17 protein-coding genes are annotated in these 23,534 nt (G+C 65.0%); 6 read left to right on the plus strand and 11 right to left on the minus strand.

All coding sequences use genetic code 11. The features are described 5' to 3' along the window. Positions 1–304 precede the first annotated feature (304 nt). Both msrA and NZU74_16170 read left to right on the plus strand, forming a co-directional pair. Positions 305–856, plus strand: coding sequence for a peptide-methionine (S)-S-oxide reductase MsrA (gene msrA, locus NZU74_16165; GenBank protein ID MCS6882869.1), 552 nt, complete (start codon positions 305–307; stop codon positions 854–856). Positions 857–1,227: 371 nt separating this feature from the next. Further along, a complete protein-coding gene (locus NZU74_16170) occupies positions 1,228–1,644 on the plus strand; it encodes a hypothetical protein (GenBank protein MCS6882870.1) in 417 nt (138 codons plus the stop codon). 1,807 nt (positions 1,645–3,451) lie between these two features. On the opposite strand, the gene NZU74_16175 is transcribed toward NZU74_16170, so the two are convergent. Beyond that, on the minus strand, positions 3,452–4,015 hold the full coding sequence (locus NZU74_16175; protein MCS6882871.1) for a hypothetical protein: 564 nt from the start codon (positions 4,013–4,015) through the stop codon (positions 3,452–3,454). Between the two features lie 455 nt (positions 4,016–4,470). On the opposite strand from NZU74_16175, the gene NZU74_16180 reads away from it, so the two are divergent. From NZU74_16180 to NZU74_16190, 3 genes are all read left to right on the plus strand, one after another. After that, on the plus strand, positions 4,471–4,734 hold the full coding sequence (locus NZU74_16180; protein ID MCS6882872.1) for a hypothetical protein: 264 nt from the start codon (positions 4,471–4,473) through the stop codon (positions 4,732–4,734). Positions 4,735–5,088: 354 nt separating this feature from the next. Then, the gene (locus tag NZU74_16185; GenBank protein MCS6882873.1) at positions 5,089–6,408 is read left to right on the plus strand and encodes a bifunctional folylpolyglutamate synthase/dihydrofolate synthase; all 1,320 of its coding nucleotides are present in this window, start codon (positions 5,089–5,091) and stop codon (positions 6,406–6,408) included. Between the two features lie 339 nt (positions 6,409–6,747). Continuing rightward, a complete protein-coding gene (locus NZU74_16190) occupies positions 6,748–7,656 on the plus strand; it encodes a polysaccharide deacetylase family protein (protein MCS6882874.1) in 909 nt (302 codons plus the stop codon). 134 nt (positions 7,657–7,790) lie between these two features. Here NZU74_16190 and hflX read toward each other — a convergent pair whose 3' ends face one another. From hflX to rph, 10 genes are all read right to left on the minus strand, one after another. After that, entirely contained in the window at positions 7,791–9,212 is a 1,422-nt protein-coding gene (gene hflX / locus NZU74_16195; GenBank protein MCS6882875.1) for a GTPase HflX, read from the minus strand. A 196-nt stretch (positions 9,213–9,408) separates the two neighbouring features. Next, positions 9,409–10,563, minus strand: coding sequence for a GAF domain-containing sensor histidine kinase (locus NZU74_16200; GenBank protein ID MCS6882876.1), 1,155 nt, complete (start codon positions 10,561–10,563; stop codon positions 9,409–9,411). 342 nt (positions 10,564–10,905) lie between these two features. Then, a complete protein-coding gene (locus NZU74_16205; GenBank protein ID MCS6882877.1) occupies positions 10,906–11,298 on the minus strand; it encodes a hypothetical protein in 393 nt (130 codons plus the stop codon). A 201-nt stretch (positions 11,299–11,499) separates the two neighbouring features. After that, positions 11,500–14,490 carry a leucine--tRNA ligase gene (locus tag NZU74_16210; GenBank protein MCS6882878.1) on the minus strand — a complete coding sequence of 997 codons (2,991 nt, stop codon included), beginning with the start codon at positions 14,488–14,490 and terminating at the stop codon, positions 11,500–11,502. Continuing rightward, on the minus strand, positions 14,471–14,590 hold the full coding sequence (locus NZU74_16215) for a TADA1 family protein (protein MCS6882879.1): 120 nt from the start codon (positions 14,588–14,590) through the stop codon (positions 14,471–14,473). The genes NZU74_16210 and NZU74_16215 overlap by 20 nt, the downstream gene beginning before the upstream one ends. Before the next feature lie 193 nt (positions 14,591–14,783). Next, complete coding sequence (locus tag NZU74_16220) at positions 14,784–16,718, minus strand: hypothetical protein (GenBank protein ID MCS6882880.1); 1,935 nt, start codon at positions 16,716–16,718, stop codon at positions 14,784–14,786. 185 nt (positions 16,719–16,903) lie between these two features. Continuing rightward, positions 16,904–17,650 (minus strand): peptidylprolyl isomerase, encoded by a 747-nt coding sequence (locus NZU74_16225; protein MCS6882881.1) that lies wholly within the window; start codon positions 17,648–17,650, stop codon positions 16,904–16,906. A gap of 387 nt (positions 17,651–18,037) precedes the next feature. Continuing rightward, positions 18,038–18,970, minus strand: a complete 933-nt coding sequence (locus NZU74_16230; GenBank protein MCS6882882.1) for a UV damage endonuclease UvsE — start codon at positions 18,968–18,970, stop codon at positions 18,038–18,040. 349 nt (positions 18,971–19,319) lie between these two features. Beyond that, positions 19,320–20,552, minus strand: a complete 1,233-nt coding sequence (locus tag NZU74_16235; GenBank protein MCS6882883.1) for a tetratricopeptide repeat protein — start codon at positions 20,550–20,552, stop codon at positions 19,320–19,322. 80 nt (positions 20,553–20,632) lie between these two features. Continuing rightward, positions 20,633–21,346, minus strand: a complete 714-nt coding sequence (gene rph / locus NZU74_16240; GenBank protein ID MCS6882884.1) for a ribonuclease PH — start codon at positions 21,344–21,346, stop codon at positions 20,633–20,635. Positions 21,347–21,565: 219 nt separating this feature from the next. Here rph and selB point away from each other — a divergent pair, with 219 nt between their 5' ends. Then, a complete protein-coding gene (gene selB / locus NZU74_16245; GenBank protein ID MCS6882885.1) occupies positions 21,566–23,434 on the plus strand; it encodes a selenocysteine-specific translation elongation factor in 1,869 nt (622 codons plus the stop codon). Positions 23,435–23,534 lie beyond the last annotated feature (100 nt).

Consider the following 23,534-nt stretch of genomic DNA (forward strand, 5'->3'; position numbering starts at 1 on the left):
GGCATTATACCAGTCCTGAACCCGGTCGTTCGTTGCTCCGCGGTCAGGGCTGCTCGCGGCGTCTTTACGCCCCGGACCCGACGAAAGGCGGACGACCGCGTTGCTTCCTTACCCTCTGCCAGAGGCCGACCCTTCGCCGGGCCTGGCCTGGCGGCCTGCATTGCCTCGCCCTCGCGGATAAGGTAGACTACATCATGTCCCCGGCGGGCCGAGCAATGAGAGGGTATGCCCATCTCAAGAAGGCCCTTTGTCTTGTCAACGTTCAGGGCGCACCGATATGGCGCCCTCTGTGGAGGTATTCCCGATGAGCGATCCATCAACGACGCAGGGCATCGCCACCCTCGGCGGAGGGTGCTTCTGGTGCCTGGAGGCGGTGTACGACCAGTTGCAGGGCGTCACCGATGTGGTTTCAGGCTATTCCGGGGGACACGTGCCCAACCCGACCTACGAGCAGGTCTGCGGGGGCAAAACCGGTCACGCCGAAGTCGTGCAGGTGCGCTTCGATCCGCGCCTGATCAGCTACCGTGAGATCCTGGACGTGTTCTTCAGCATTCATGACCCGACCACCTTGAACCGCCAGGGCAACGACGTGGGGCCGCAGTACCGCTCGGTGATCTTCTACCACTCGCCGGAGCAGGAGCGGATCGCTCGCCAGGTGATCGCCGAGTTGAACGCCGCGAAGGTCTGGCCGCGCCCGATCGTGACCGAAGTAGCGCCCTTCAGCGCATTCTACCCGGCGGAGGATTACCACCAGGAGTACTTCGTCAATAACCCCGGGCAGCCCTATTGCCAGTTCGTCGTAGCGCCGAAAGTGGCCAAGTTTCGCCAGCAGTTCGCCGCCCGCCTCAAGGGGTGAGTAGTCTGTGAACACAGTTTCCTGGCATTTCCGCCCCCCTCCCAACTGGGCGCGCCGCCGCGATCCGCGGCGCGCGGCTGGAGAACGCAGTTTCCTGGCATTTCCGCCCCCCTCCCACCCTTCCCCCCGTCAGGTGGAGGCGCCGGACTCTTTCCCCCAGCGGGGGAGGGTTGGGGAGGGGGGCGCAGTTACCGAAAAAACTCCGTTCACAAAGTAGTGAGTGGCAGTGTGTTATGTAGGCCCAACCCGGAAGGTTGGGCCTACAGGCCCCCCCTGCAACATTCGCGGCTCTACCGGCGTCTCACTGCCAGAAGGTAAGAGGGCCGGCGCGGCGGGCACCGGCCAGCGCGAATGGTGGAGGGAGTAGTTCCATGCAAACCAGGCAGGCCCGGATAGCCGGGATCGTGTTGATAGTTCTTGGGATCGTGGCGCTCTTTAATCTCTGGTGGCTCGTGCCGGCGGCGCTGCTGGCCCTTGGCGGCGTGGTGATCTACCAGCGCCAGCGGGCCATCGGGCGCGTGGGCGAAGCGGTGCAGGCGCTCCTGTGGGGCATGGGTCTGGCTGCGTTGCTGCTCGCCGATGTGATCTTCCCCGGGGTGTTGATCCTGGGAGGCGTGAGCCTGCTGCTGCGGGGCCGCGAGGCCGGCATTGACGCTCGCCTCCAGACCCTCGTCGCTCGCTTCCGGCGAGGCCCGGCGATGAGCGCGCCGCAGAGTGTTCCCCCGGCCCCCGTGACGGTCATTGACGAGAGCGAGCGCCCCGCCACGAATGAGACCATCCGGCTCTGAGCAGGGTTCATGAAGATTCAGAATATAAACCGGTATTCGCCCGGCAGCCCGGCGGCTGAAGTCGCGGGCTACCGATGCGAAGCCCGCCTGCGCGGGCTATACCGGATTTAATTCTTAATCTTCATAAACCTGCTCAACGAGGTGGGCTACGCCTCCGCTGCTCCATGCCTCTACGCTATGTGGAGGTGTGGAGATGGCAAGGACCTGAAACTGGGATGGCTTGAAAAGGGAAGGATCGCGCCCGGAGGCGCCGGACCGGCTATCGGCCACCGCTTCAGCGGTTGAGGTTCAGGGAGGGGAACCCTCCCTGAACCTTTTTTGGCTGGAAGGACCAGCCTTCCCAGAGTGCTCCCCATCTCCGCCGCGCGAGGGTGCTGGGAGGGCCGCGCCCGCCGGGACTCTCCACGCCTTCGGAGTTAGCCATGACGCCCTAACCTCTTCTCTCACGACACCGCTCATTAGCGCCAGCGGCCTGCTCAATCGATGGAAACAAGCTGACATCCCGGCGATCGGGCCGGCCGCCTGCCAACGCTTGTCGCTCGGCACAGGACCCGCCACGTCTACCCTGTGCCGCTGCCGGCTGGGGGCCTGCCCTTCGGCCGCCACCTAATTTAACGGCAAGGCAGGTCAGGAACGCGCCGATGTCGCCTGAGAGCTGCTGGCGCGGATGGCGCAGGTATCAACGCGGATAAACCGGCGCACGCATCCGATATACGCCTCTTCGATGCGGAGCGAGGAGCGTTTGCGACACAGCGCGCCGCGCGCCTGATCGAGTCGTCCGGGCGGATGACCGGAAGAGGATATGTGGGGTGTGACGTAAAGTTCTGCACGTGCCGCGGCCCACCGACCCGCCGGGAGCCTGAAGGCTCCGGCTAGCATTGCGAAGACTACCTCCGTAGCCTGCTGAAGCCAGCGCAGGCCGGCTTCGCAGGACGTTAGCCCGCGGCTTCAGCCGCCGGGCGAAGGGGAACGTGCAGAACTTTTCGTCGCACCCGATATGTGCAAATCCCTTTACATCGGATATGGAGTAATCTATACTCATCACACCAATGTACCGTGCAACGTACACAAAGGATGCGGCAGCATCGAACGTGAGTTTCAGGAGAGAAGGTTATCCGTCTATCAGGGCATGTGCGGGAACAGGCGGACGAAGGGTAGTCGAACGCCGTATAGGGCGGGACAAGACGGACAGTTGTCCGGCTAATATGGCGCAAGCGGGCATAGGCGGATGAAGGGCGGCTGAACACCGTACGGGGCGGGATTAGCCGGAAAGTTGTCCGTCTAATGTAGTATAGGCTGGAATAGGCGGAGGCGGTCGGTCTACTTCATGTTGGACGGCTATAAGAACAAAAAACCACGATTGAGACACTTTTGTCATTTGACAAGGATATTACAGCAAACACGGGCTATATTCAGCCCGCGTTTGCCGATTGACTGTATGGTAAGCTACAAAATCTTTATTGAGCGCAATACTATAAACTGATAAGCGAACTCGCGTTCCTGCACCAGATACGAGAAACGTTTCATGGCTGACCTCCTCAGTTGTCGAACGCAGTAAAGGCTGCGTTCTCCAGGTGAAAATGAGGTCAGCGCACTACTTCCCATATTGACCAGGTGTGGTATACTATGGATGAGCCTACAGCGCATATTGCAACCGTATGTGCGCTGACCTCATTGACCAGGTGTGGTATACTATGGATGAGCCTACAGCGCATATTGCAACCGTATGTGCGCTGACCTCTATCAAAGCGCTGCTTTCCGCTTGGAGCCGGGGCAGCGTTTTGATCTGTATATTGGATAGTACCATCTATGTTGGATCATAGTCTACAGCGAGTGTCATCATAAATGCGTTTAGGCGCTTGACCTCACCTAGCTTGAGATCGGTTGGAAGCCTTAGTCTTGCTACACGGCCATCCTTCAGAGGAAAAGGATATTCCACCCATCCTGCTTCATCCGTCGAGATCCCAGTATCCGGAAGACTACTATCCGGCTCTTCTTTTCCTTGCGTGTTAGTAGTTCGCTCTTTTTTTGCTTTTCCATTCTGTTCTTTCCTCCTTGTTGCTTCGCTTGCTATAGGTTTCCAAGCGGAAGGATCCCTTACATAAGCAAGATACGACTCAACAGCTTGACGGAACTTGCGTTTGTATGTAGCAACGCTTTCAGGAGTGAAGTTCCTCCCCTTTAGGTTTTCGAAGCGACGAAGAAGCTGTTCCACATCTATTTGTGATATATCAATGTTCTCCCAGTCATCCTCAACACTTAGAATATGGACAGCAGCCCGACGATATGAAGCAGCAGTATTTGAGTTCATTAGGCCGCGTCTTGAAGCCCAATCCCAATGCTCCACAAATGCTTTCCCTGTTGTTTCCATATTAGACCTCCAGATTGTCACCGCCTCATCCGCCGTACCAGGATATCCGGATGATGGCATAGGATGCCGGCGCCGTCAACCACCATTTTTTCGGATATCCACACTGGACCTGAGGCGATAATTGGTTTGCACGGATGCCCTGCATGACCTACTCCTCGTAATTGTGTGTAAAAAATTAAGCGCCGTCCAACCCCGCTGTGCAACTGACGCCGCTGGCGCGGCCCTGACCTGGGCTCGTTTTACCCGCAAACTACGGCTACCTATTACCGACCCCGGTTACTCCGCATTCCTCCTGCAACGACCAGGCGGAGCGAGGCGAGCCGATGATCCAAGGGGCGGTAGCCGCAGTTTGCTGGCGCGTGTCGCCTGCCGCCGGCGCTGCTCGTTCACACGCCCGCCAGCGGCGCAGCTGACAGTTCCCCGTTGGGCGGCTGCAAGCAGTGCAGAGATTCTCTATGTCGGCCAAGTCACGCGGAGCAAGTAATCAACAAGTCGGTCGTGCTGGCGAGTATTTCGTTGTCGCTGAATTGAACAAGCGCGGGGCGTTTGCTGTGCCTTTTGCTGGCAATATGCCCAGGATAGATGTCATTGCTTGCAACAGTGATGAAAGCCGCACCGTTTATATTCAGGTGAAGACCAGGCGTGGCGGGAAGACCTGGCATTCAAGCATCGCGGGCTGCCAGCCAATGTCGCCAAAAGCCAACGAACATAACTTCTAGGTGTTTGTTGATCTGGGCGATACGAATGTGTATCCACGCTACTGGATTGTGCCAGAATGGTGGATAAAGGACAACATCTACAGGACACACCAGGCATATCTGAACAAACACGGCGGCATAGGTCCCGGAAATCCAGATTCAACGCATCACTCTATTGATGAGAGCAGACTTGAACAGTGGAAGGACCGCTGGGACATTCTTGGCATCTTTGAGTAGGAGTCGCATTTCACGCGAAGTTTCAATCGCAAGGTTGCCACCTAGATCAACCCTGGCGACGTTGCATCGGCCCTGTCTCGGTGGCGCAACGCCATTGGCATGGTATGATGCGAGCCATCGCATACCAAAGAGGCTTGCATGGTCGCCATTCGCACCTATCAGGACGCCCTCGATTACATCTATAGCTTCGTCGATCCGGTGCGCAAGGCGGCGCCTGATCCTGAAGCCGCGGCGCTCAACCTGGAGCGCATGCGCCGGCTGCTGGCGGCCGCCGGCGACCCCCAGCACGGCCTGCGCGCGGTGGTGGTGGCGGGCACCAAGGGCAAGGGCAGCACCGCGGCGATGATCGAGGCCGTCGCCCGCGCCGCGGGGATGCGCGTCGGCCTCTTCACCTCGCCGCACCTCAGCTCCTATCGCGAGCGAATTCAGGTCAATCGCGTGCTGATCGATCAGGACGAGGTGATCGCCCTGACGAACCTGACCCGCCCCGTGCTTGACGCCTTCGACCCCGCTCCCCTTGGCCGGCCGAGCGTCTTCGATGTCGGCCTGCTGCTGGCGCTGCGCTACTTCGCCGCTCGCCAGGTCGATCTGGCGGTGATGGAGATCGGCCTGGGCGGACGCTTCGATAGTGTCAATGTGCTTACCCCGCTGGTGTCGGTGATCAGTTCAATCAGCTACGACCACATGGCCATCCTTGGGCGCACGCTGCGCGAGATCGCCTGGAACAAGGCCGGCATTCTTAAGCCCGGCGCGCCCGCCGTTAGCGCGCCCCAGCAGCCTGAGGCCGCCGCTGTGGTGGCCGAAGAGGCGCGGCGTGTCGGCGCCGACCTGTTCATCGCCGGGCCGGAGGGTCTCGCGCGCGCACACGGGCATGGCCCGGCGCTGCGCCCCTATCCCATGCCGCCGGTGACGGCCCTGCGCGGCGCGTTCCAGGTTGAGAACGCCCGTCTGGCCCTGGGCGCGGCCCTGCTGCTGCGCGACCGCGGGCTACCCTTGCCTGACGCCGCCCTTGCCGAGGGACTGGCCGGCGTGAACTGGCCCGGGCGCTTCGAACTCGTGCCGGGAGCGCCGCCGGTGTTGATTGACGGCGCGCACAACGGCGACTCGGCCCAGAAACTCGTTGCCGCCATCCAGGCTGAGATACCCCACGATCAGCTTATCGTCGTCCTCGGAACCTCGCGCGACAAGGACATCGCGGCCATCGCCGCCGCCCTGGCGCCGCCCGCCGCCGCGGTAGTGATCACCCGCTCGCGCCACAATCGGGCCATGGACATTGACCGCATCGCCGCCGAAGTGCGCGCGCACCTGCGCGGCCCCCTCCTGCTGGCCCCCGATCTGCCCGCGGCCCTTGACATGGCGCGCGGCCTTGCCGGCCCCCGCGACCTGATCTGTGTCACCGGCTCGCTCTTTGTGGCCGCCGAAGCGCGCGAGGCCCTCGGGCTGGCCGTGGCGGATTGATTAGTAGTCTGTAAAGTAAGTCTTTCGCTAAACCCCCACCCCCTCCCCACCCCTCCCCCGCCGGGGGAGGGCGTCTGGCTCATCCCTCCAACGGGGGAAGGCCGGGAGGCAGGCGGAAACGCCAGGAAACTTACGTCGGATAATAGCCAATCCCGTTTGATAGTATGGTATGATTGTAGCGGGCGTCTAAAACATGTGTTCGCAAGCATTCCGGGCGGCAGGGGCGCGGGCCAACCGAGGTTTCCCTCTCCAGCGCCGAATGGGAGGGTAAAGGCGAGGCTCTCCTGTGAAAAACACCTTTTTTTCTCGTGAAGTCACACACAAGAATCTCCCATCACCATGAAACTGTTCCTGCCGGTGATACTGGGCCTGATCCTCGCCGCGGCGCTGGTGCTGATCTCTCAGCGCACGCCAGACCGGCGCATTGCCCCGGCGGGGGCGGTAGGCGGCGTTGAAGGGTTCCGCCTTGCCGGCGGCACGCGCGAGCCGCTTGCCCCGCCCCCCTCGGCGCCCCTGCCAACCCTTGTTCCCGTTGCGCTGCGTGGCTTCACCCCCGCCCTGCCCGGAGAGCGCCCCTACGTGCCCATCCTGATGTACCACTACGTGCGCCACGTGGATCGCGCCGCCGATCCCCTGGGCTTCAGTCTCTCGGTGACGCCCGAGCAGCTCGACGCGCAGCTCGGCTGGCTCAAGGCCGCGGGCTACGAGACGGTGCGGATGGACGCGCTGGCGGCCTGCATGCGCGGCGCAGGCCCCTGTCCCCTGCGGGCAGTGGCGCTCACCTTTGACGATGGCTACGCCGACGCCTTCACCGCGGCGCTGCCCATCCTGCGGCGCCACGGCTTCGTGGCCACCTTCTATATCGTGAGCGGTTTTGTCGGACAGCCGGGCTATATGAACTGGGGAGAGATCCGCGCCCTGCGCGATGCGGGGATGGAGATCGGAGCGCACAGCATCTCGCACCCCGACCTGACCGGGTTGGGGCTGGAGGAAATTCGGGCGCAGGTCGGGCAGTCGGGCGCGGTGATCGCCGCCGAAATCGGCCAGCCGGTGCTTAGTTTTTGCTACCCGGGGGGGCGCTTCAACGATACGGTGGTGGCTGTCACCCGCGAGGCGGGCTATACTTCGGCGACGACGACCATCCAGGATGGCCCGCAGAGCGACCCCTTCACTCTGCCACGCCTGCGCATCTCCGGCGATACGACCCTGGAGGGTTTTCAGTGGATGGTGGCGGCCTATCTGCCGTGAAGGCGCCCATTCAATGTTACCGCAGAGCGCGCAGAGGATGAACCTGTTGTAACCCTCGACGTCACTCCGCGCTCTCTGCGGTGAATACCTGGTCGGTAGAGGTGAACGCTATCCCGCCGGTGTGTAGCTTGGATTTAACGCCGGGCTACCCTCGGTCGATTCTCATAGGGCATAAACTCGCGCGCCAGTTCGCGGGGGATGCGCCCGAGAATATGGGTGCCGGCGTTGTCGTACTCCTCGCGTTCCACTACGCCGCGCCGGTGCCAGAGCGACACCAGATCATTGCGCTGGTAGGGGATGCGCACATCGAGGGTGACCATTGCCTCTCCCAGAACCGTCTCGATGCGTGCTCGCAGCGCGTCAAGCCCCCAGCCCTTCAGCGCCGACACGGCGACAAAATCGCTCGGCAGCCCCATCTCCGCCACCAGGTCGGCAACGTCGGCGGCCTTCAGCCCCTCCATCAGATCAACTTTGTTGAGCACGGTCAGCATCGGGCGATCGGCCACGCCAAGCTCGCGCAGGGTCGCCTCAACGGTCTGGGCGTGTTCCTGGGCGTTAGGATGGGTGAGATCCACCACGTGGAGCAGCAGATCGGCCTCGTCGATCTCCTCCAGAGTGGCGCGAAAGGCGGCGATGAGCTGGGTGGGCAATTTCTGGATGAAACCGACCGTATCGGTCAGCAGGATCTCCTGGCCGCCTGGCAGGGTAATCTGGCGCGTCGTCGGGTCGAGGGTGGCGAAGAGCTGGTTCGCGGTGTACACACTGGCGCCGGCGAGGGCGTTAAGCAGGGTGCTCTTACCGGCGTTGGTGTAACCCACCAGGGCCACCACGGGAATACCGCTCTGGCGCCGACGCTTGCGGTACAGCTCGCGATGGCGATGCACATCGGCCAGTTGGGCCTTGAGCCAGGCGATGCGCCGGTCAATCAGCCGGCGGTCAATTTCCAACTGAGTTTCACCGGGGCCGCGCAGACCAACCACGCCGCCTGCCGAGGTGCCGCCGCCCGTGCCTGCCTGCCGCTCCAGGTGCGTCCACTGGCGCCGCAGGCGCGGGAGCAGATACTGGTACTGGGCCAGTTCGACCTGCAGGCGCCCCTCGTGCGTCTGCGCGTGCTGGGCGAAGATATCGAGGATGAGAGCCGTCCGGTCGAGCACCCCCACCTGGAGCACCTCTTCGAGGTTGCGGATCTGGGAAGGGCTCAGCTCATCATCGAAGATCACCAGCCCGGCGCCGAGTTGCTCGCGCAGAGCCGCAACCTCTTTGACTTTGCCGGGGCCGATGAAGAACTTGGGATAGGGCTGATCCAGCCGCTGGTAGATCTGGCCGACCACTTCAATGCCGGCGGTTTCAGCCAGCATGGCGAGTTCACGCAGCGAGTCCTCGGCGCTCCAGGGGCTGTGGAAACTGGCCACCTCGGCGCCGACCAGCAGCGCGCGAATGCGTGGCGCTGCGGTTGGATACAGGCGCTTGCCGTCCTGGGTGCGCAGCTCTTCGATGGTTGCCTCCTTGTGCTCTGGCCCGTCGGCGGGCGGTCCGGAATGGCTATGCCATCCCACGAACGCTTTGTTGCCGCTTATCGTAATTATAACGCTCGCAGGGCCGCGAGACAAGCGACTTTTGTCGGTTCACAGGGCTGATGCAACGTCCTGGGAGCAGGTCCCAGATCCCAGGTGGTTCGCCGGTTCTGGGGGTTGCGCCGCCCCGGCCTTCTCGCCGGAGGCGGACGTTGCACCAGGCCTGTGTCGGTTCATATCAGGGGAGTTCCTGTGAAGGCATCGTCGGAACCTCGCTCGCCTCTCCCGCCTCCGCGCGCTGTGGCACGGGAGGCGCGGGAACGCGCGCCACCACCAGCGTGCCGGCGCCGGGACCGCTCTCCACGCGCAGGTCGCCGCCGAGCATGGCCAGCCGCTCACGCATCAGCCGTAGACCCAGCTTTTCTCCCAGATGTGTGATCGTGGCAACGTGCGCAGGATCAAAGCCCGGCCCCCAGTCGCGCACCTCCAGACGCACGGTGTCGCCAATCCGGGCGAGCGTCAGGGCTGCACGGCGTTCGCCGGTGTGCTTCGCCGCGTTCGTCAGTGCCTCGTTGGCCACGCGGAAAAGCGCCAGTTCCACTGCCGGGGCCAGGCGCTCAGGGCCAAGCCGCTCCTCCAGCATGATAGTCCAGCCGTCCTGGCGCAGGGTATCCGCCAGTAGATGCAAGGCGCCCGCCAACCCCAGCGTCTCCAGGGTTGCCGGTCGCAGGCTCTCGATCAACCTGCGCGTCTCACCCACCGCCTGCCGAGCCAGCCTGACCAGACGGCGCAGGGTCGCGCGGTGGTGCGGCCCGCCGAAGCGCCGGCTCTGTTCAAGGGAATGCAACTGCTGGTAGAGGCTATGCAACATCTGGCCGACGCCATCGTGGACCTCAGCGGCGAAGTGACAGCAAAGCTCCTCACTCGCCCAGAGTTGCTGAGAGAGGAACTCGTTGGCAGCGTATCCGGCCAGGCTATCGAGAACGCCGCGTTCCCGCTCGTCAAGACGGCGTGACCGGCGATCAAGCACACAGATCGTTCCCACGGGATGCGCATGGCAATCACGCACCGGCCACAGGCTCAAAAAACGCATGCTGAGGGGCGCCCGGAGCAGCGGGCTGGCGAAGAAGCGAGGATCGCCGGTGAGATTGCTAACCACCAGAGGTTGCTGCTCCTGAGAGGCATAGACACAGGCGGCCAGGGCGCGGTTCACCGCATCGGGCGGAAGCGCCAGCGAAGGGCAACTCCACTGTCCATAGGTTTCGGGCAGGATCAGGAGGGCCAGGGGCGCGCGCAGCAGGTGCGCGGTGAGTTCGGCGAACCGGTCGGGGCGCGAGGTGTGGAAGGAGACGTGGTTGGGGAGGGGAGCGACGCGCGGCTCCGAGTTGCTCATCGTGGAGAACATTTGTGCCATACGTACAGGATTTGAACTATGGCGCTGCCACCACCGGGCAGCGCGAGGCGGCGCCAGAGTGCGACAGACTGTAGTATATATGCTCTGCTATACCCAGGTGTAACCGCTGTGCAATCGCGCCTGGCGGGCGGGGGTGTGGGGACAACCCGGGATTTCCCTCCCATCGCTCCCCTCCGGGGTTGGGTCGTCTGAGCCGCCGACAGGCGGGGATGTGGGGAAACCTGGTTTCCCCACGTTCTTTCCACTGGCGTCGGGTCGCCTGAGCCGCCGACGGGCGGGGACGTGGGGGAAACCTTGTTTTCCTACGTTGCCAGACGCCCGTCAGCGTTCGACGAAGAGCCACCGATCGCCCAGTTCAATCGCTACGGGGATGAGCAGAAGCATCGGTACAGCCAGGCCGGCGGCAGCGAAGAGGAAGTAGAAGCACAGGGGGAGAATAACGAGAATCACTGCAAAGATACTGCGCCCCAGGCTGCCCCAGCCGCTGGCGATCACCACGCCGAGGGCCGTCAGGGCGAAAATCACCCCGTCGCCACAGGTGCTCAGGGCGGGCTTGCTGTAGCACGAGTAGAGCGCCGACGGAATGGCAATCGCCAGGGGGAGACCCTCAAGTTCAAAGTAATTCGGCAGCAGCAGGCGTCGCAGCGCGAGCAGCAGCGCCCCGACCAGCACGCAGCCATAGGCCCAGATGAGGCGCTGTGTAGCGATAGGCATGCCAGTGGGTCCTGAGCGATGACCTGGAGAACGTCGTTGCCATTCCTGTCAGATCATACACGCTCAGGGCGGTGTATGAGGCGCGCGGCAGAGCGGCTGATCGCGCGGCTGGAGATTGATGAGAAGAGCGCCGCCCTTCCAGCCGGGACGAGGGTGGAGAAATCCGGTTCCTCCACCCTGCTCCAACCGGCGATGGTCGCCTCAGCCAACCACGATGTTAACCAGTTTGCCCGGCACAACGATCACGTTGCGAATGGGTTTTCCATTCACGTAAGCCTGCACCCGTTCGCTGGCCAGGGCCATTTCACGCAGGCGCTCCTCGCTGGTATCCACGGAGGCGACCAGTTTATCGCGCACCTTGCCGTTGACCTGCACGACGATCTCCACCTCGTCCTCAGCGGCCAGGGCCGGATCGGCGACCGGCCAGCGCTGCTGGTGCACGCTGTACGGGCGTCCGATCCGCGCCCACAGCTCCTCGGCGATATGCGGCGCTACCGGGGCCATCAGCAGGATCAATGTCTCGATGGCCTCGCTCCAGGCGGGCGTGCCGACCAGACCGGCGTCGCGCGCCTTGTAGAGGGCATTGGTGAACTCCATCAGGGCCGCGACCATGGTGTTGAACTTGAAGCCCTCGATGTCGTGCGAGACGCGGATGATTGACTGATGGGTGACGCGGCGCAGTTGCCGTTCGCTAAAGGTCGCCTCGGAGTTGCGCTCCTCCTCCGGGGCGAGCACGATGCGCCACACCCGGTCGAGCCAGCGGCGCACGCCGGGCACGCCATCGGTGCTCCAGGGCACCGAGGCTTCGAAGTCGGAGATGAAGCACTCATAGCCGCGCAGGGCATCGGCGCCGTGCTTTGCGACCACCTCGTCAGGAGTGATCACATTGTTCTTTGACTTCGACATCTTCTCGATGACGATCTGCCCGTTCACCTCCCGTGGCGGCGCGAGGATCAGCCCCTGGTTGCGCAGGCTCTTGAACGGCTCCACGAAGTTCAACAGGCCGTAATCATGGAGGAACTTGGTCCAGAAGCGGGCATAGAGCAAGTGCATCACCGCGTGTTCGGCGCCGCCGACGTACATATCTACCGGCAGCCAGTAATCCAGCAGTTCCCTGGCGGCCAGTTCGCGGTCATTGTGCGGATCGGCGAAGCGCAGGAAGTACCACGAGGAGCAGGCGAAGGTGCCCATCGTATCGGTCTCGCGGCGGCCCTTGCGCCCGTCGGGCAGGGTGACGTTGACCCACTCGTCAATCTTGGCCAGGGGCGACTCGCCGGTGGCGGTCGGCTCATAGCTCTCCACGCCGGGCAGGGTCAGCGGCAACTCATCATCGGACAGCATCACTTCCATGCCGTCTTCGGCGTGAATGATGGGGATGGGCGTACCCCAGTAGCGCTGGCGGCTGATCAGCCAGTCGCGCATCTTGTAGTTCATGCGCCCTTTGCCCAGCCCGTGTTCTTCCAGGTAGGCGATCGCGCGCTCAACCGCCTCGGCGCCGGGCACGCCATTGATCGGCCCGGAGTGAATGGGCGGGCCATACTCGTCGTGGTAGACGATCTCGCGATAGGCGGGCACCGTCACCAGGTAGGCCATGTAGGTGGGAATGGCGTCCACCCGCAGCGCGGTGCGGATGCGGCTGGCGATACGCGCATCGGCCTCGACGCTGTCGAAGGGGATGACCGCGTCGGGGAAGATCGCCAGCCAGCCCGAACCGGCCACTTCGGTCCATCCCTCGACCAGGTAGGGGCGCACCAGGTCGGCGTAGGCGTTCGCCAGGGCGCCGCGCAGTTCCACGACCAGCTCGCCGGCCTCCTCGCTGAAGGCGTAGCCGGCCGCCCGCAGGGCCTCGCGCAGTTCGGGGCGGTAGGTTCCGGCGCGCAGCACCGAGCGGGCGACGTCATCGGGGCGGTTGATCACCGGGATGATCGGCAACCCGTACTTGAGGGCGAAGGCGAAATCGCGCTCATCATGGGCGGGCACGGCCATAATTGCGCCGGTGCCGTAGCCCATCAGCACATAGTCGGCGATCCAGATCGGAATGCGCGCGCCATTGACGGGGTTAATAGCATATCCGCCGGTGAAGACGCCCGTTTTCTCCTTCTCTTCAACCGGGGCGACCGCGCCGCTCTGCGCCCGGGTCTGCTCCACATAGGCCGCCACCGCCGCCTGCTGCTCGCCGGTGGTCACCTTCTGCACCAGGGGATGCTCTGGCGCCAGCACCATAAAGGTCGCTCCCCAGAGCGTATCGGGGCGAGTGGTAAAGACCACGATCGGGTCGCCCTGCTCGGTGTGAAAGACCACCTCGGCGCCCCGCGAGCGCCCGATCCAGTTGCGCTGCATGGTGACGATCTGCGGGGGCCAGTCCACCAGATCCAGATCGCGATCCAGCCGGTCGGCGTAGGCGGTGATGCGGAAGAACCACTGCTTGAGGACCTTCCGCTCTACCAGGGCGCCGCTGCGCCAGGCTCGCCCATCGGGGCCGACCTCTTCGTTGGCGATCACCGTCTTATCCACCGGGTCCCAGTTGACGGTGGCTTCGCCGCGATAGGCCAGGCGGAAGCGTCGCAGGAACTCCTGGCGCTGCAGGGGCGTGTAAGCGTTCCACTCGTCGGCGCTGATCTGCGGCTCCGACAGGGGCAGGTCGAGGCGACTGGTGCCGCTGACCGCCAGTTCCGCTTCCAGTTCAGCAATAGGCCGCGCCCGATCCACCCGCCGGTCGTACCAGTGGTCGTAGAGGCGCAGGAAGATCCACTGCGTCCAATGATAGTAATCCGGCTCGGAGGACGTGATTTCGCGGCTCCAATCGTAGCTGACCCCGATCAGGTTCATCTGGCGCTTGTAGTTGGCGGCGTAGCGCCGGGTCAACACAGCCGGGTTGGTCTTCGTCTTGATCGCCTGGTTTTCGGTGGGCAGGCCGAAGGCGTCCCATCCCATGGGATGGAGCACGTTGTAGCCGCGCATGCGGTAGTAGCGGGCCACCACATCGGTGGGGATGTAGTTGCGGCAGTGGCCGACGCTCAAGCCCTCGCCGGAGGGGTAGGGATAGAAGTCCAGCACGTAGTACTTGGGGCGGCTATCGGGGGGGCCGGTCCTGTACAATTCATCGGCGGCCCAGCGATCCTGCCATTTCTTTTCGATTGCGGCAGGATCGTAGCGCTCGATGTGCGTTTTCTCAGATTTCGGGTCGCTCATACGGATCTGCTCCCTGGGAGATGAGCACGGCTGGCAGGCCATAGGTCGAACAAAATGGCAACATCCGGGCGCGAAGGCCGCTAAGGTCAGGGTCTGACATGGTGCTCACCTCCTTTCAGAGCCAGGCCATACAGGTTAGGAGGGGCGAAGCCCTCGGATAAGCGTTGCTTTCGTAAACGGAACCGGTTCGAGAGAGGCGGGGAAACCCGGTTTCCCCGCGCCCCGCCTGGTGGGGGTTTGACCCCGCCCCTTGATCGCGTGAACATGCTCTGCGTATTATAGCACGAGACGAATCAGCGCCGCACCAGCGGCAGATGGACGCGCCGCACTTCTTCCGCCACGCGCACCTCGGCGCTGCCCAGGTTCTCGCCGGGGCCGCGCACGCTGACGCGGAGCGTGCCGGGGGCGGCCACGTCGGCGGGCGCGAGCGCGACGCGAAGCTCCAGGGCGCTGATGAAGGTCGTCGGGCGGTCGGCGCCGTTAATCTGCACGACGCTGCCGGGGCTGAAGCCATCGCCCAGCACGTTGAGCGTTGGATTGGCGGCGTTCACACCGATCAGCCCCGGCGCCACCGACAGGGCCAGCACCGCCTCAAAGGCCCCCAGGTCGCAGGCTGCTCCCTGCGGGCGGGCGACGCCGCGCTGGTCAGTCGGCGGGCAATCGGCCCCGGCGTTGAAGGCCGGGCTGGCGGCGGTGATGGCCATGGTGCGCGTTGGGCCGCCATTGTCGGCCAGGGCCTGCAATTGCGGATTACGGAACTGGGGGTCGCCAGTCTGACCGGGCGCGCTTTTGCCCTGGAAGCAGGTGACGTCGTTGAAGAAATTGCCTCCGGTCAGGCGCGGGGGGAATTGCAGGCTGCGGCCGTCGTGGGCCAGTTCCGAGGAGCAGTGCTGCTGGATGTTCCAGTCGTTGGGGCCGTTGTCGGCGGTGTTGTTGACGAAGAGCGTGTTGCGCACCCGCCCGCCGGGCTGGCCGTTGATCTGGCTATTGCTGATGGCCCCGCCGACCCAGCCGGCGGTGTTGTTGGCGAAGGTGCTGTTGACGATCTCGAAGGGGTCGCTGTGGTTCACCACGTAGAGCGCGCCGCCGTTGGCGTTGAAGCCCGCGCCGGCGGCCCGGTTGCCCTCAAAGGTGCTGTTGACGATCCGCAGCCGCGCCCGTTGGGGAAAGGCCAGCGCCCCGCCCGAACCGTCTTCGTTGGGATTGCCGCCCGCTCCGGGCGTGCGCCGGACGCTGTTGGCGCTGAAGAGGCTGCGCTCGATCACAATGGCGGGGTTGCCCGTCGCGCCGCCGAGACTCGAGCCGCCGCCGCCGATGGCCCCGCCCTGGGCGCGCTCGCCGCCGATCACCGCGTTTTCGACAAACGCGCTGTCCAGCACTTCGGTCCGGCTGCTGTTCTCGTACATGTTCACGTAGATCGCGCCGCCCGAGTTGTAGGCGTGATTGCTGGCGAAGATACTTCGCGCAACCCGGAACAGGCCGTTCTCGCCGCCCAGACCGTCAATGTAGATCGCGCCGCCCAGGCTGTCCTGCGGCCGCGCGCCGATGGCGCTGTTGTTGCGGAATTCGCTGTCCTCGATGACCAGACCGCTCTGGAGCACGTGGATCGCTCCGCCCGCGCCATTGTTGGCGTCATTGCCGATGAAGCGGCAGTTCCGCACCGTCACCGAGCCGCCCTGGGAGTAGATCGCCCCGCCACCATAGTCGTAGGCGTCGCCGCGCGTCAGGCTGGTGACCGTGGAGTCATTATCCTCGAAGGTGACATTTTCGACGACAAGGGCTGGTTTGAAGGCCGGATTGGCGGCGCCGAAGACGCTGGCGACGGCGCCGCCGTTGGCGGCGTCATTGGCGCCGCCGGCCCGCCCGCCGGTGATCGTGAGGTTCCGCAGCGTCAGCACGCTGCTCCCCTGCGCGCCGGTGGTGCGATGGGCGATGATCCGGCTATTCTGGCCTCGCAGGGTGATCAGGCCGCCCCCGTCAATCGTCGTTTCGGGCGCGGTGATCTCGAAGGGCGCGCTGACCGTAATGGTCACCGGCGCGCCCCCGCAGTTGAAGCTAACACTGCCGCCGCCCGCCAGCGCCGCGCGCAGGCTTGCTTCGGTGCAACTGCCGGGCGTGCCATCGCCGACGATCTTCGGTGCCGCGCGCGCGGGAAGCGTGGGCGGCGTCGCCAGGACCAGCAGCGCGATCAAGGTCAGCGTGAAACGTCGCAGGGTTGGATGCACCATAGACCTTTCCTGACACGATGTTGCCGTAACGTCAGTGGCAGTCTATCCCTACGACGATCAGGCGGACAACCGTACCTCCATCCCACTCGTGGCCATTACCACAACAGGATCGCGTCTCGACGGGAGCCGGAGCAACCCGGCGGGTTGCCTCGGGGCGCTGGTCCCGGATAGAGCCGCGGGGAAGGCTACGACTCGGTAATGGTAATCCCCAGGATGGTCTCGCCAGGACGGGCGCGATCGGCGGGGTTCTCCGGGTCGCGGAGGGGGATGCCGTCCACAATCTCCTGACCGGCGATCACCCGGCCAAAGATCGTGTACTGCCCGTTGAGCCACTCCGCCGGGGCGGTGGTGATGAAAAACTGCGAACCGGCGCTATCGGGGTCGGCGGAGCGGGCCATGGCGACGATGCCCGGCCGGTCGAAGGCCAGTTTATCGGTGAACTCGGCGGGGATGCTGTAGCCGGGGCCGCCGGTGCCATCGCCGAGCGGGTCGCCGCCCTGGGCCATAAAGTCGGGCAGCACACGGTGCCAGGTGAGGCCGTTGTAGAAGTTGTTGCGCGCCAGGAACACGAAGTTGTTGACCGTCTGCGGGGCGATATCCGGCAGCAGTTCGATCACGATCTCGCCGCGCGGGGTAAGGATCGTCGCCGTGTAGCGCCGGGCGGGATCAATTGTCATCGGCGGCGGTGCGCTGTAGGTGTAGGTGGTGGCGGTAGGCAGGGCGCCCGGCAGTGGCGCGGCAGCGGCGGGCGCAGCGGTGGGCGCGGCGCCGGGGGCGGCGGTGGGCGCGGCGGCTTCGGGCGTCTGCGCCCGGCTGATGAGCAGCCCGGCGATGAGGCCGAGGATCAGCAGCACGACCGCCGCGGAGATGATGCCCGGCACGGGACTGGCCGGGGAAGAAGTTGTTTTGCTTCTGGAACGAGACTGGCTCACGCGAGTTCCTCACTGGAAGACAGGCGATGCTCCGGTGCGTGTAACAAACCAGCCCATTATAACACGCTGCGGCAGCGTCGCGCCGGGATGTGCGTTTGCTCCGCGCGCACTGGCGAGGCATGGCGGCCTTGCACGCAGGGTCTGAGAGGGCCAGGTCCTCTCAGGAATACGTTTTACCGCAGTTCTCGCATACTCTGAACCGAGGCTTGCCGATCACCGCAACTGCTCAGACGCAGTGGCCGCGTTGCATCTTCGCGCCTTTGCGTCAAACTTTCGGAAGGCTGTGAAGAAACCCGGTTGCCGCATGCTCTGCCTGAGGCGAGGGTCTGGCAGGGCGCAGCCTTTCAAGAAAGCGATCGGATAAGCCGCTTATGCTCGGCGAGGCTCTTAGCCGAGCATCGCCGCCAGGGCGGGCGCGTGGCGGCTGATTTCGGCGCGCAGACGCAGCAAGGCCAGTTCACCGGCCCGGGCCTCGATCATCAGGTCGAACGGCGGCAGGCCGGCTGCGGCGCGCAGCAGGCGTTCGAGGTCGCCAATGGCGACAAAATCGGCGTGCTGGCCGGGGCGGGGCGGCAAGATGCGCGCGGGGGCGGGCGGGCGGGGCGGCAGGACGTGGGCCTCGCTCCGCTGGCTGCTGAGGTGCACCTCGGGCCGCAGACCGCCTGGCCAGGTGGCCAGGGCCAGGCCCAGGGCCAGAGGCAGCGCCAGCCCCTCGGGATTATGCAGTTCCCAGTGCAGCATATCGAAGACGATCGGCACGCCGCAACGCTGGTGCACCTCCAGCAGGCGTCCCAGGCTCGGCCCGGCGTGGCCATGTTCCAGCGCCAGGCGAGCGCGCGCCCGGGGCGAGAGGGCGGCGTAGCGCGCCGCGAAGCGCGCGCCGGCCCGCTCGTCGGCTGCCGCCGAGCTGAGATGGGCAACCACGATGCCTTCGGGCGGGCCGGGGCTCCGCCGCGCGTCGAGGGCCGCGAGCAGCGCCGCATGCGCCTCCACCTCCACCAGCGCCTCCGCCGCTGCCACGTTGTCGGCCACGCCCAGGTCGAGCCCCGGCGCCAGATGGCAGCAGAGGCGCACCCCGGCCGCGACAACGCGCTCGGCCAGCGCTTCCAGCAGCGCCGCGCACTCACCGAGTTGCGCGTAGACCTCACGTATATTGAGCGCCGGCCCGAAACGGTAATAGCGCACGCCGAGACGTTCCAGATACGTAAGGGCGTCGCCCAGGCGGGCGAGGCTCAGGCTGAGATGCGTGGCTGAGCCTGATCGGGACCCTGTTGCGTCGGGCTGACCAACTAACTGCCCGCTGCATCCCAGACGGATCATTGGCGACCTCTGCTAACCAAAGGCATTACAATGTTCTCGCGAGGACCCCGCGCGCAACCCGGAGGGTTGCGTTACCGTTTGTTCCCGAACGGGCTGCGGCATGGGGGCAACCCGATTCACCATACGCATTTCGGGCCTGCGCCGGCTCATTGTAACACGAAAACGTGTATTTTGCGGTCTTATGCTTCCGAGCGCGCACCTGGAAAGGTCGCTCCGCCATCTGTTTCCAGACGAGCGGGGGCATCGGGAAACCTGGTTTCCCCGCGCCCCTCGGGGCTGTAGCGGGTATGCTAGAGGACTCGCGCGGGCACGGAGTGAGGGGGCGTGGTGAGACCAGATTTCCCGAATCTCAGCGACTGCTGATATTGACGCGGCGGTGCGTGCGGGTGTAGTAGCGGATCTGGCGAGGGAGATTGTTATCGAGAGGCGTTTCGCGCACCGCAGTGATGATCGCCGCGGCGGCTTCGGCAACGCAGGCAGCGATCGCCGGTTGCGGCGCGCCTTCGGCCCGCAGGCGGCGCAGCGTCGCTTCCCAGGGCACACTGCATGCGCCGCGGGCGACAATGCCCACGACATCGGGCAACGCTCTGGTATGGCGCGTCCAGTTAAGCCCCAGGCAGAAGGCGGTGACCGAACAGGGCAGGCGTTCGACGCTGAGGAGGAGCGGTTCAACATCGCGAGCCACGGCGAAGACGAGTAAGGCCCGGTCATCGGCGGTGAGTTCTTCGGCGCTGCGGAGCGGGATCTGGAGCAATTCGGCCAGCGCCGCCGCCAGGGGCCGGGCGAGGCTATCGGCGGCAAGGACGGCGCTGAAGCGCCAGTTGGCGCTGGCGACCAGGGCGATCAGGCGTTGCAGGGTGGTGCCGATGTTGGGATAGGTAAAGTGGTAATCCTGGGTCTCGCGGAGTTGCAACCCATCGTCGCCAGTTGAGCCAAGGTAGATCACGCCGTCTTCGGCATACAACTGATCCTTAATGTTGGTCAGGCTGCGAAATTCGCGGTGGCGCTCGACGCTGTTGAGGTTGTCAACCACCTCGGCCATTGCGGCTGGCGAACTGGCCTGCAAGAGGGCGCGCCCGAAGGCGGCGGTGGCCTCGTCGTAGCGGCGCAGGCCCAGCAGGCAGCGCCCGTGCAGGTTGTGCACCTCCCAGTCCTGGGGGTAACTCTGCAATGGCAGGTCGAGATGTGCCAGCGCCCGGGCGTAGTCGTTGCGCTCGAAGTAGATCAGCGCCAGTTCGAAGTGGGCCGCCGGATCGTCAGGGACGAGTTTGAGGCACTGCTCGAAGGCCTCAAGGGCTTCGTCGTAGCGTTCAAGCTCAACCAGCACATAACCCAGGTTGAAATAGGCCAGGAAGCTGCCCTCAAGACTGGCCACCAGGCGGAACTCCTCAACGGCCTTGGCGAAAAGCCCCGCCCGCTGGTAGTAGAAGCCGAGGGCGTTGTGGGCTTCGGGTTGGAGCGGATCGGCGGCGATCGCCTGGCGATAATGAGCAACGGCCTCGCTGATCCGGTTGGCCCGTTCCAGAGCCATGCCGAGTTGGAGGTGACGCAGCGCTTCTGAGCGGTTATGCGGTTCGTTCATCGCTCATTCCTGCGGCCTTGATAGGCCGGGGCGCGGGGAGATCCGACTGCCCCGGCGCGCCCGCAATCCGGAAGATTGCGCTACAGCGCCAGCACGCGCCGCTGGATCGCCAGCAGTTCGCCTATGCCCTCCGTAGCAAGATCAACCAGGGCATTGAGGAGCTGTCGGGAGACCGGCGTTCCCTCGGCGGTGCCCTGCACTTCCACAAACTCGCCGCTGTCGGTCATGACTACGTTGCAATCCATGTCGGCGCGGCTATCCTCGGTATAATCTAGATCGAGGAGCAACTCGCCGTCAACGCTGCCCACGCTCACCGCTGCGACGGCGCGGACCAGCGGCGAGCGCGCTAGAAGCCCATCCGCAACCAGGCGCCTGCAGGCCAGCGCCAGGGCGACGTAGCCTCCGGTGATCGCTGCGGTACGGGTGCCCCCATCGGCCTGGAGAACATCGCAGTCAACAGTGATCAGCCGTTCGCCGAGTTCCTCCAGCGCCACGGCGGCGCGCAGGGAGCGCCCGATCAGCCGCTGGATCTCCTGGGTGCGACCGCTGGCGCCGCTGCGCTCGCGCCGGGTGCGGGTCAGGGTGGCGCGTGGCAGCAGGGCGTATTCCGCGGTCACCCAGCCGCGCCCCTGCCCCTTCAGCCAGGCTGGAATGCTCTCTTCAACGCTCGCGGCGCACAGCACCCTGGTGTTGCCGCAGCTAATCAGCGCTGATCCCTCGGCGTAGGGCGCGGCGTTGGGGATGATCTCGACCGGACGCAACTGGTTCGGCCGGCGTCCGTCCTGGCGTGTCATGACGTGCTCCTGGCATTTGTGGCTGTATGATAGCATGGGCTTTTCAGTTTGGACAAGATGTAGAGGTGACGGAAAACCGTCCCTCCAGGCAGGGGCGCGGGGAAACCCGGTTTCCCCGCTCTCTTCCAACCTGCGCCGGGGCGCCCGGCGCTCATCTGTCAGGCAGGGGAAGGGGGGAAACCCGGTTTCTCCCTATTCCTGTTCAGCAATGAGGCGTGTATGTACGTCGTTGGCACCGCCGGTCATGTAGACCACGGGAAGTCAACCCTGGTGAAGGCCCTGACCGGGATCGATCCGGATCGCTGGGAGGAGGAGCAGCGCCGGGAGATGACGATTGATCTTGGCTTCGCCTGGCTAACACTGCCCTCGGGGCGCGCCGTAAGCCTGATTGATGTGCCCGGTCACGAGCGGTTCATCAAGAATATGCTGGCAGGCGTCGGCGGCCTCGACGCCGCGTTGCTGGTCGTCGCCGCTGACGAGGCGGTGATGCCCCAGACCGTCGAGCATCTGGCCATCCTCGATCTGCTCGCGGTGCGTCACGGGGTGGTCGTGCTGACCAAGGCCGACCTGGTGGATGCCGACTGGCTGGCGCTGGTCGAGGAGGAGGTGCGCGCCCGGCTCAAGGATACCAGCCTTGAGCCTGCGCCGATCGTCGCCGTCTCGGCGCGCACTGGTCAGGGCCTCGACGTGCTGGTGGCGACGCTTGACCGGGTGCTCGACGCGACCCCTTCGCGCGCGGCGGCGACCGGCGCGCCGCGCCTGCCGGTGGATCGCTCGTTTACCATCGGCGGTTTTGGCACGGTGGTGACCGGCACGTTGCTCGATGGGCCGTTGCGCGTTGGCCAGGAGGTGGTGATCCTGCCGGCGGAGCGTTCGGCTCGCGTGCGGGGCTTGCAGATCCACAAGCAGCGTTGCGAGACGGCGCTACCGGGCGCGCGTTTGGCGGTGAACCTGGCCGGGGTGCACCATCGCGAGGTGGCCCGCGGCGATGTGCTGGCGTTGCCTGGCGTTCTGCGCCCGAGCACTCTGCTCGATATGCACGTGCGGGTGCTGGGCGACGCCCCGGCGCCGCTTGAGCAGAACACCGCCCTGGATCTGTTCCTCGGCGCGGCTGAGGTGCGATGTCGCCTGACGCTGCTCGACGCCGAGGCGCTGGCGCCGGGGAGCAGCGGCTGGGTGCAACTACGCCTGGAGCGCCCTGTAGTAGCGGTGCGCGGCGACCGCGCCGTCCTGCGCGTGGCCTCCCCTGGCCGCACCGTGGCCGGCGGCGTCGTGGTTGATCCGCACCCGCCGCGGCACCGGCGCTTCCGCCCCGAAGTGATCGCCGGCCTCGAGGTGCGCCTGCGGGGCGATCCGCTGGAGTTGCTGCTCCAGGCCCTGGGGGATGGTCCGCCGCGCCCCTGGGCCGAGGTGCGCGCCGAGACCGGCCTGCTCGACCGGCGTTCCCTGGCCCCGTTGCTCACGGCGGGGCGGGTGCTCTGGCTCGGTGCGCCGCCGGAGCAGCCAGACGCGGTAGATGACGGATGGCTGGTTTCGGCCGCAGGCTGGGCGCAACTGGAAGCGCGGCTGCTCCCGGCCCTGCGCGACTATCACCGCCGTTACCCCCTGCGGCGCGGCATGCCCCGCGAGGAGGCGCGCCAGAAGCTCCGCCTGCCGGCGCGGGCGCTGGGCGCGGTGCTCGACGAAGCCGCGCGGCGGGGCCTGGCGGCCTGTAATGAGACGCACGTCTGGCTGGCGGGCCACGACCCGCGGCCGTCACCTGAGCAACTGGAAGCGATTGAGGCCGCACTGGCGGCGATGCGCCGGGCGCCCTACGCTCCGCCCGCGCCCGCGCTTGACGAGGAATTGCTGGCCTGGACCCTCGAACGGGGTCTCATCGTGCGTCTGGCCGCCGATGTCTTTTTGCTGCCGGAGACCTATGCCGAGTTGCTGGCCTGGGTGCGCGCCGCTGCCGCCGATGGCGGCGTGAGCGTCGCCATGCTGCGTGATCGCTTCGGCACTAGTCGCAAGTATGCCGTGGCTTTCCTCGAGCATCTCGACGAGCGCAAAATCACCCGGCGCGAGGGCGAGGGCAGGGTGCTGGTCTGAAGGAGAACGGATAGTGTTCTTAGCTGCCGAACATGTTCGCACCGCAGAGGGCGCGGAGGGCTTCAAAAAGTCGACCCTCTACGTTCATCTGCGCGCTCTG

The organism is Chloroflexaceae bacterium (genome assembly GCA_025057155.1).
GTDB lineage: Bacteria > Chloroflexota > Chloroflexia > Chloroflexales > Chloroflexaceae > JACAEO01.

Bases quoted from the DNA above. Each gene is read 5' to 3' on its own strand.
- msrA (MCS6882869.1), top strand. From the start codon at position 305: ATGAGCGATCCATCAACGACGCAGGGCATCGCCACCCTCGGCGGAGGG.
- NZU74_16170 (MCS6882870.1), top strand. From the start codon at position 1,228: ATGCAAACCAGGCAGGCCCGGATAGCCGGGATCGTGTTGATAGTTCTT.
- NZU74_16175 (MCS6882871.1), bottom strand. From the start codon at position 4,015: ATGGAAACAACAGGGAAAGCATTTGTGGAGCATTGGGATTGGGCTTCA.
- NZU74_16180 (MCS6882872.1), top strand. From the start codon at position 4,471: ATGTCGGCCAAGTCACGCGGAGCAAGTAATCAACAAGTCGGTCGTGCT.
- NZU74_16185 (MCS6882873.1), top strand. From the start codon at position 5,089: ATGGTCGCCATTCGCACCTATCAGGACGCCCTCGATTACATCTATAGC.
- NZU74_16190 (MCS6882874.1), top strand. From the start codon at position 6,748: ATGAAACTGTTCCTGCCGGTGATACTGGGCCTGATCCTCGCCGCGGCG.
- NZU74_16200 (MCS6882876.1), bottom strand. From the start codon at position 10,563: ATGAGCAACTCGGAGCCGCGCGTCGCTCCCCTCCCCAACCACGTCTCC.
- NZU74_16205 (MCS6882877.1), bottom strand. From the start codon at position 11,298: ATGCCTATCGCTACACAGCGCCTCATCTGGGCCTATGGCTGCGTGCTG.
- NZU74_16210 (MCS6882878.1), bottom strand. From the start codon at position 14,490: ATGAGCGACCCGAAATCTGAGAAAACGCACATCGAGCGCTACGATCCT.
- NZU74_16215 (MCS6882879.1), bottom strand. From the start codon at position 14,590: ATGTCAGACCCTGACCTTAGCGGCCTTCGCGCCCGGATGTTGCCATTT.
- NZU74_16220 (MCS6882880.1), bottom strand. From the start codon at position 16,718: ATGGTGCATCCAACCCTGCGACGTTTCACGCTGACCTTGATCGCGCTG.
- NZU74_16230 (MCS6882882.1), bottom strand. From the start codon at position 18,970: ATGATCCGTCTGGGATGCAGCGGGCAGTTAGTTGGTCAGCCCGACGCA.
- NZU74_16235 (MCS6882883.1), bottom strand. From the start codon at position 20,552: ATGAACGAACCGCATAACCGCTCAGAAGCGCTGCGTCACCTCCAACTC.
- rph (MCS6882884.1), bottom strand. From the start codon at position 21,346: ATGACACGCCAGGACGGACGCCGGCCGAACCAGTTGCGTCCGGTCGAG.
- selB (MCS6882885.1), top strand. From the start codon at position 21,566: ATGTACGTCGTTGGCACCGCCGGTCATGTAGACCACGGGAAGTCAACC.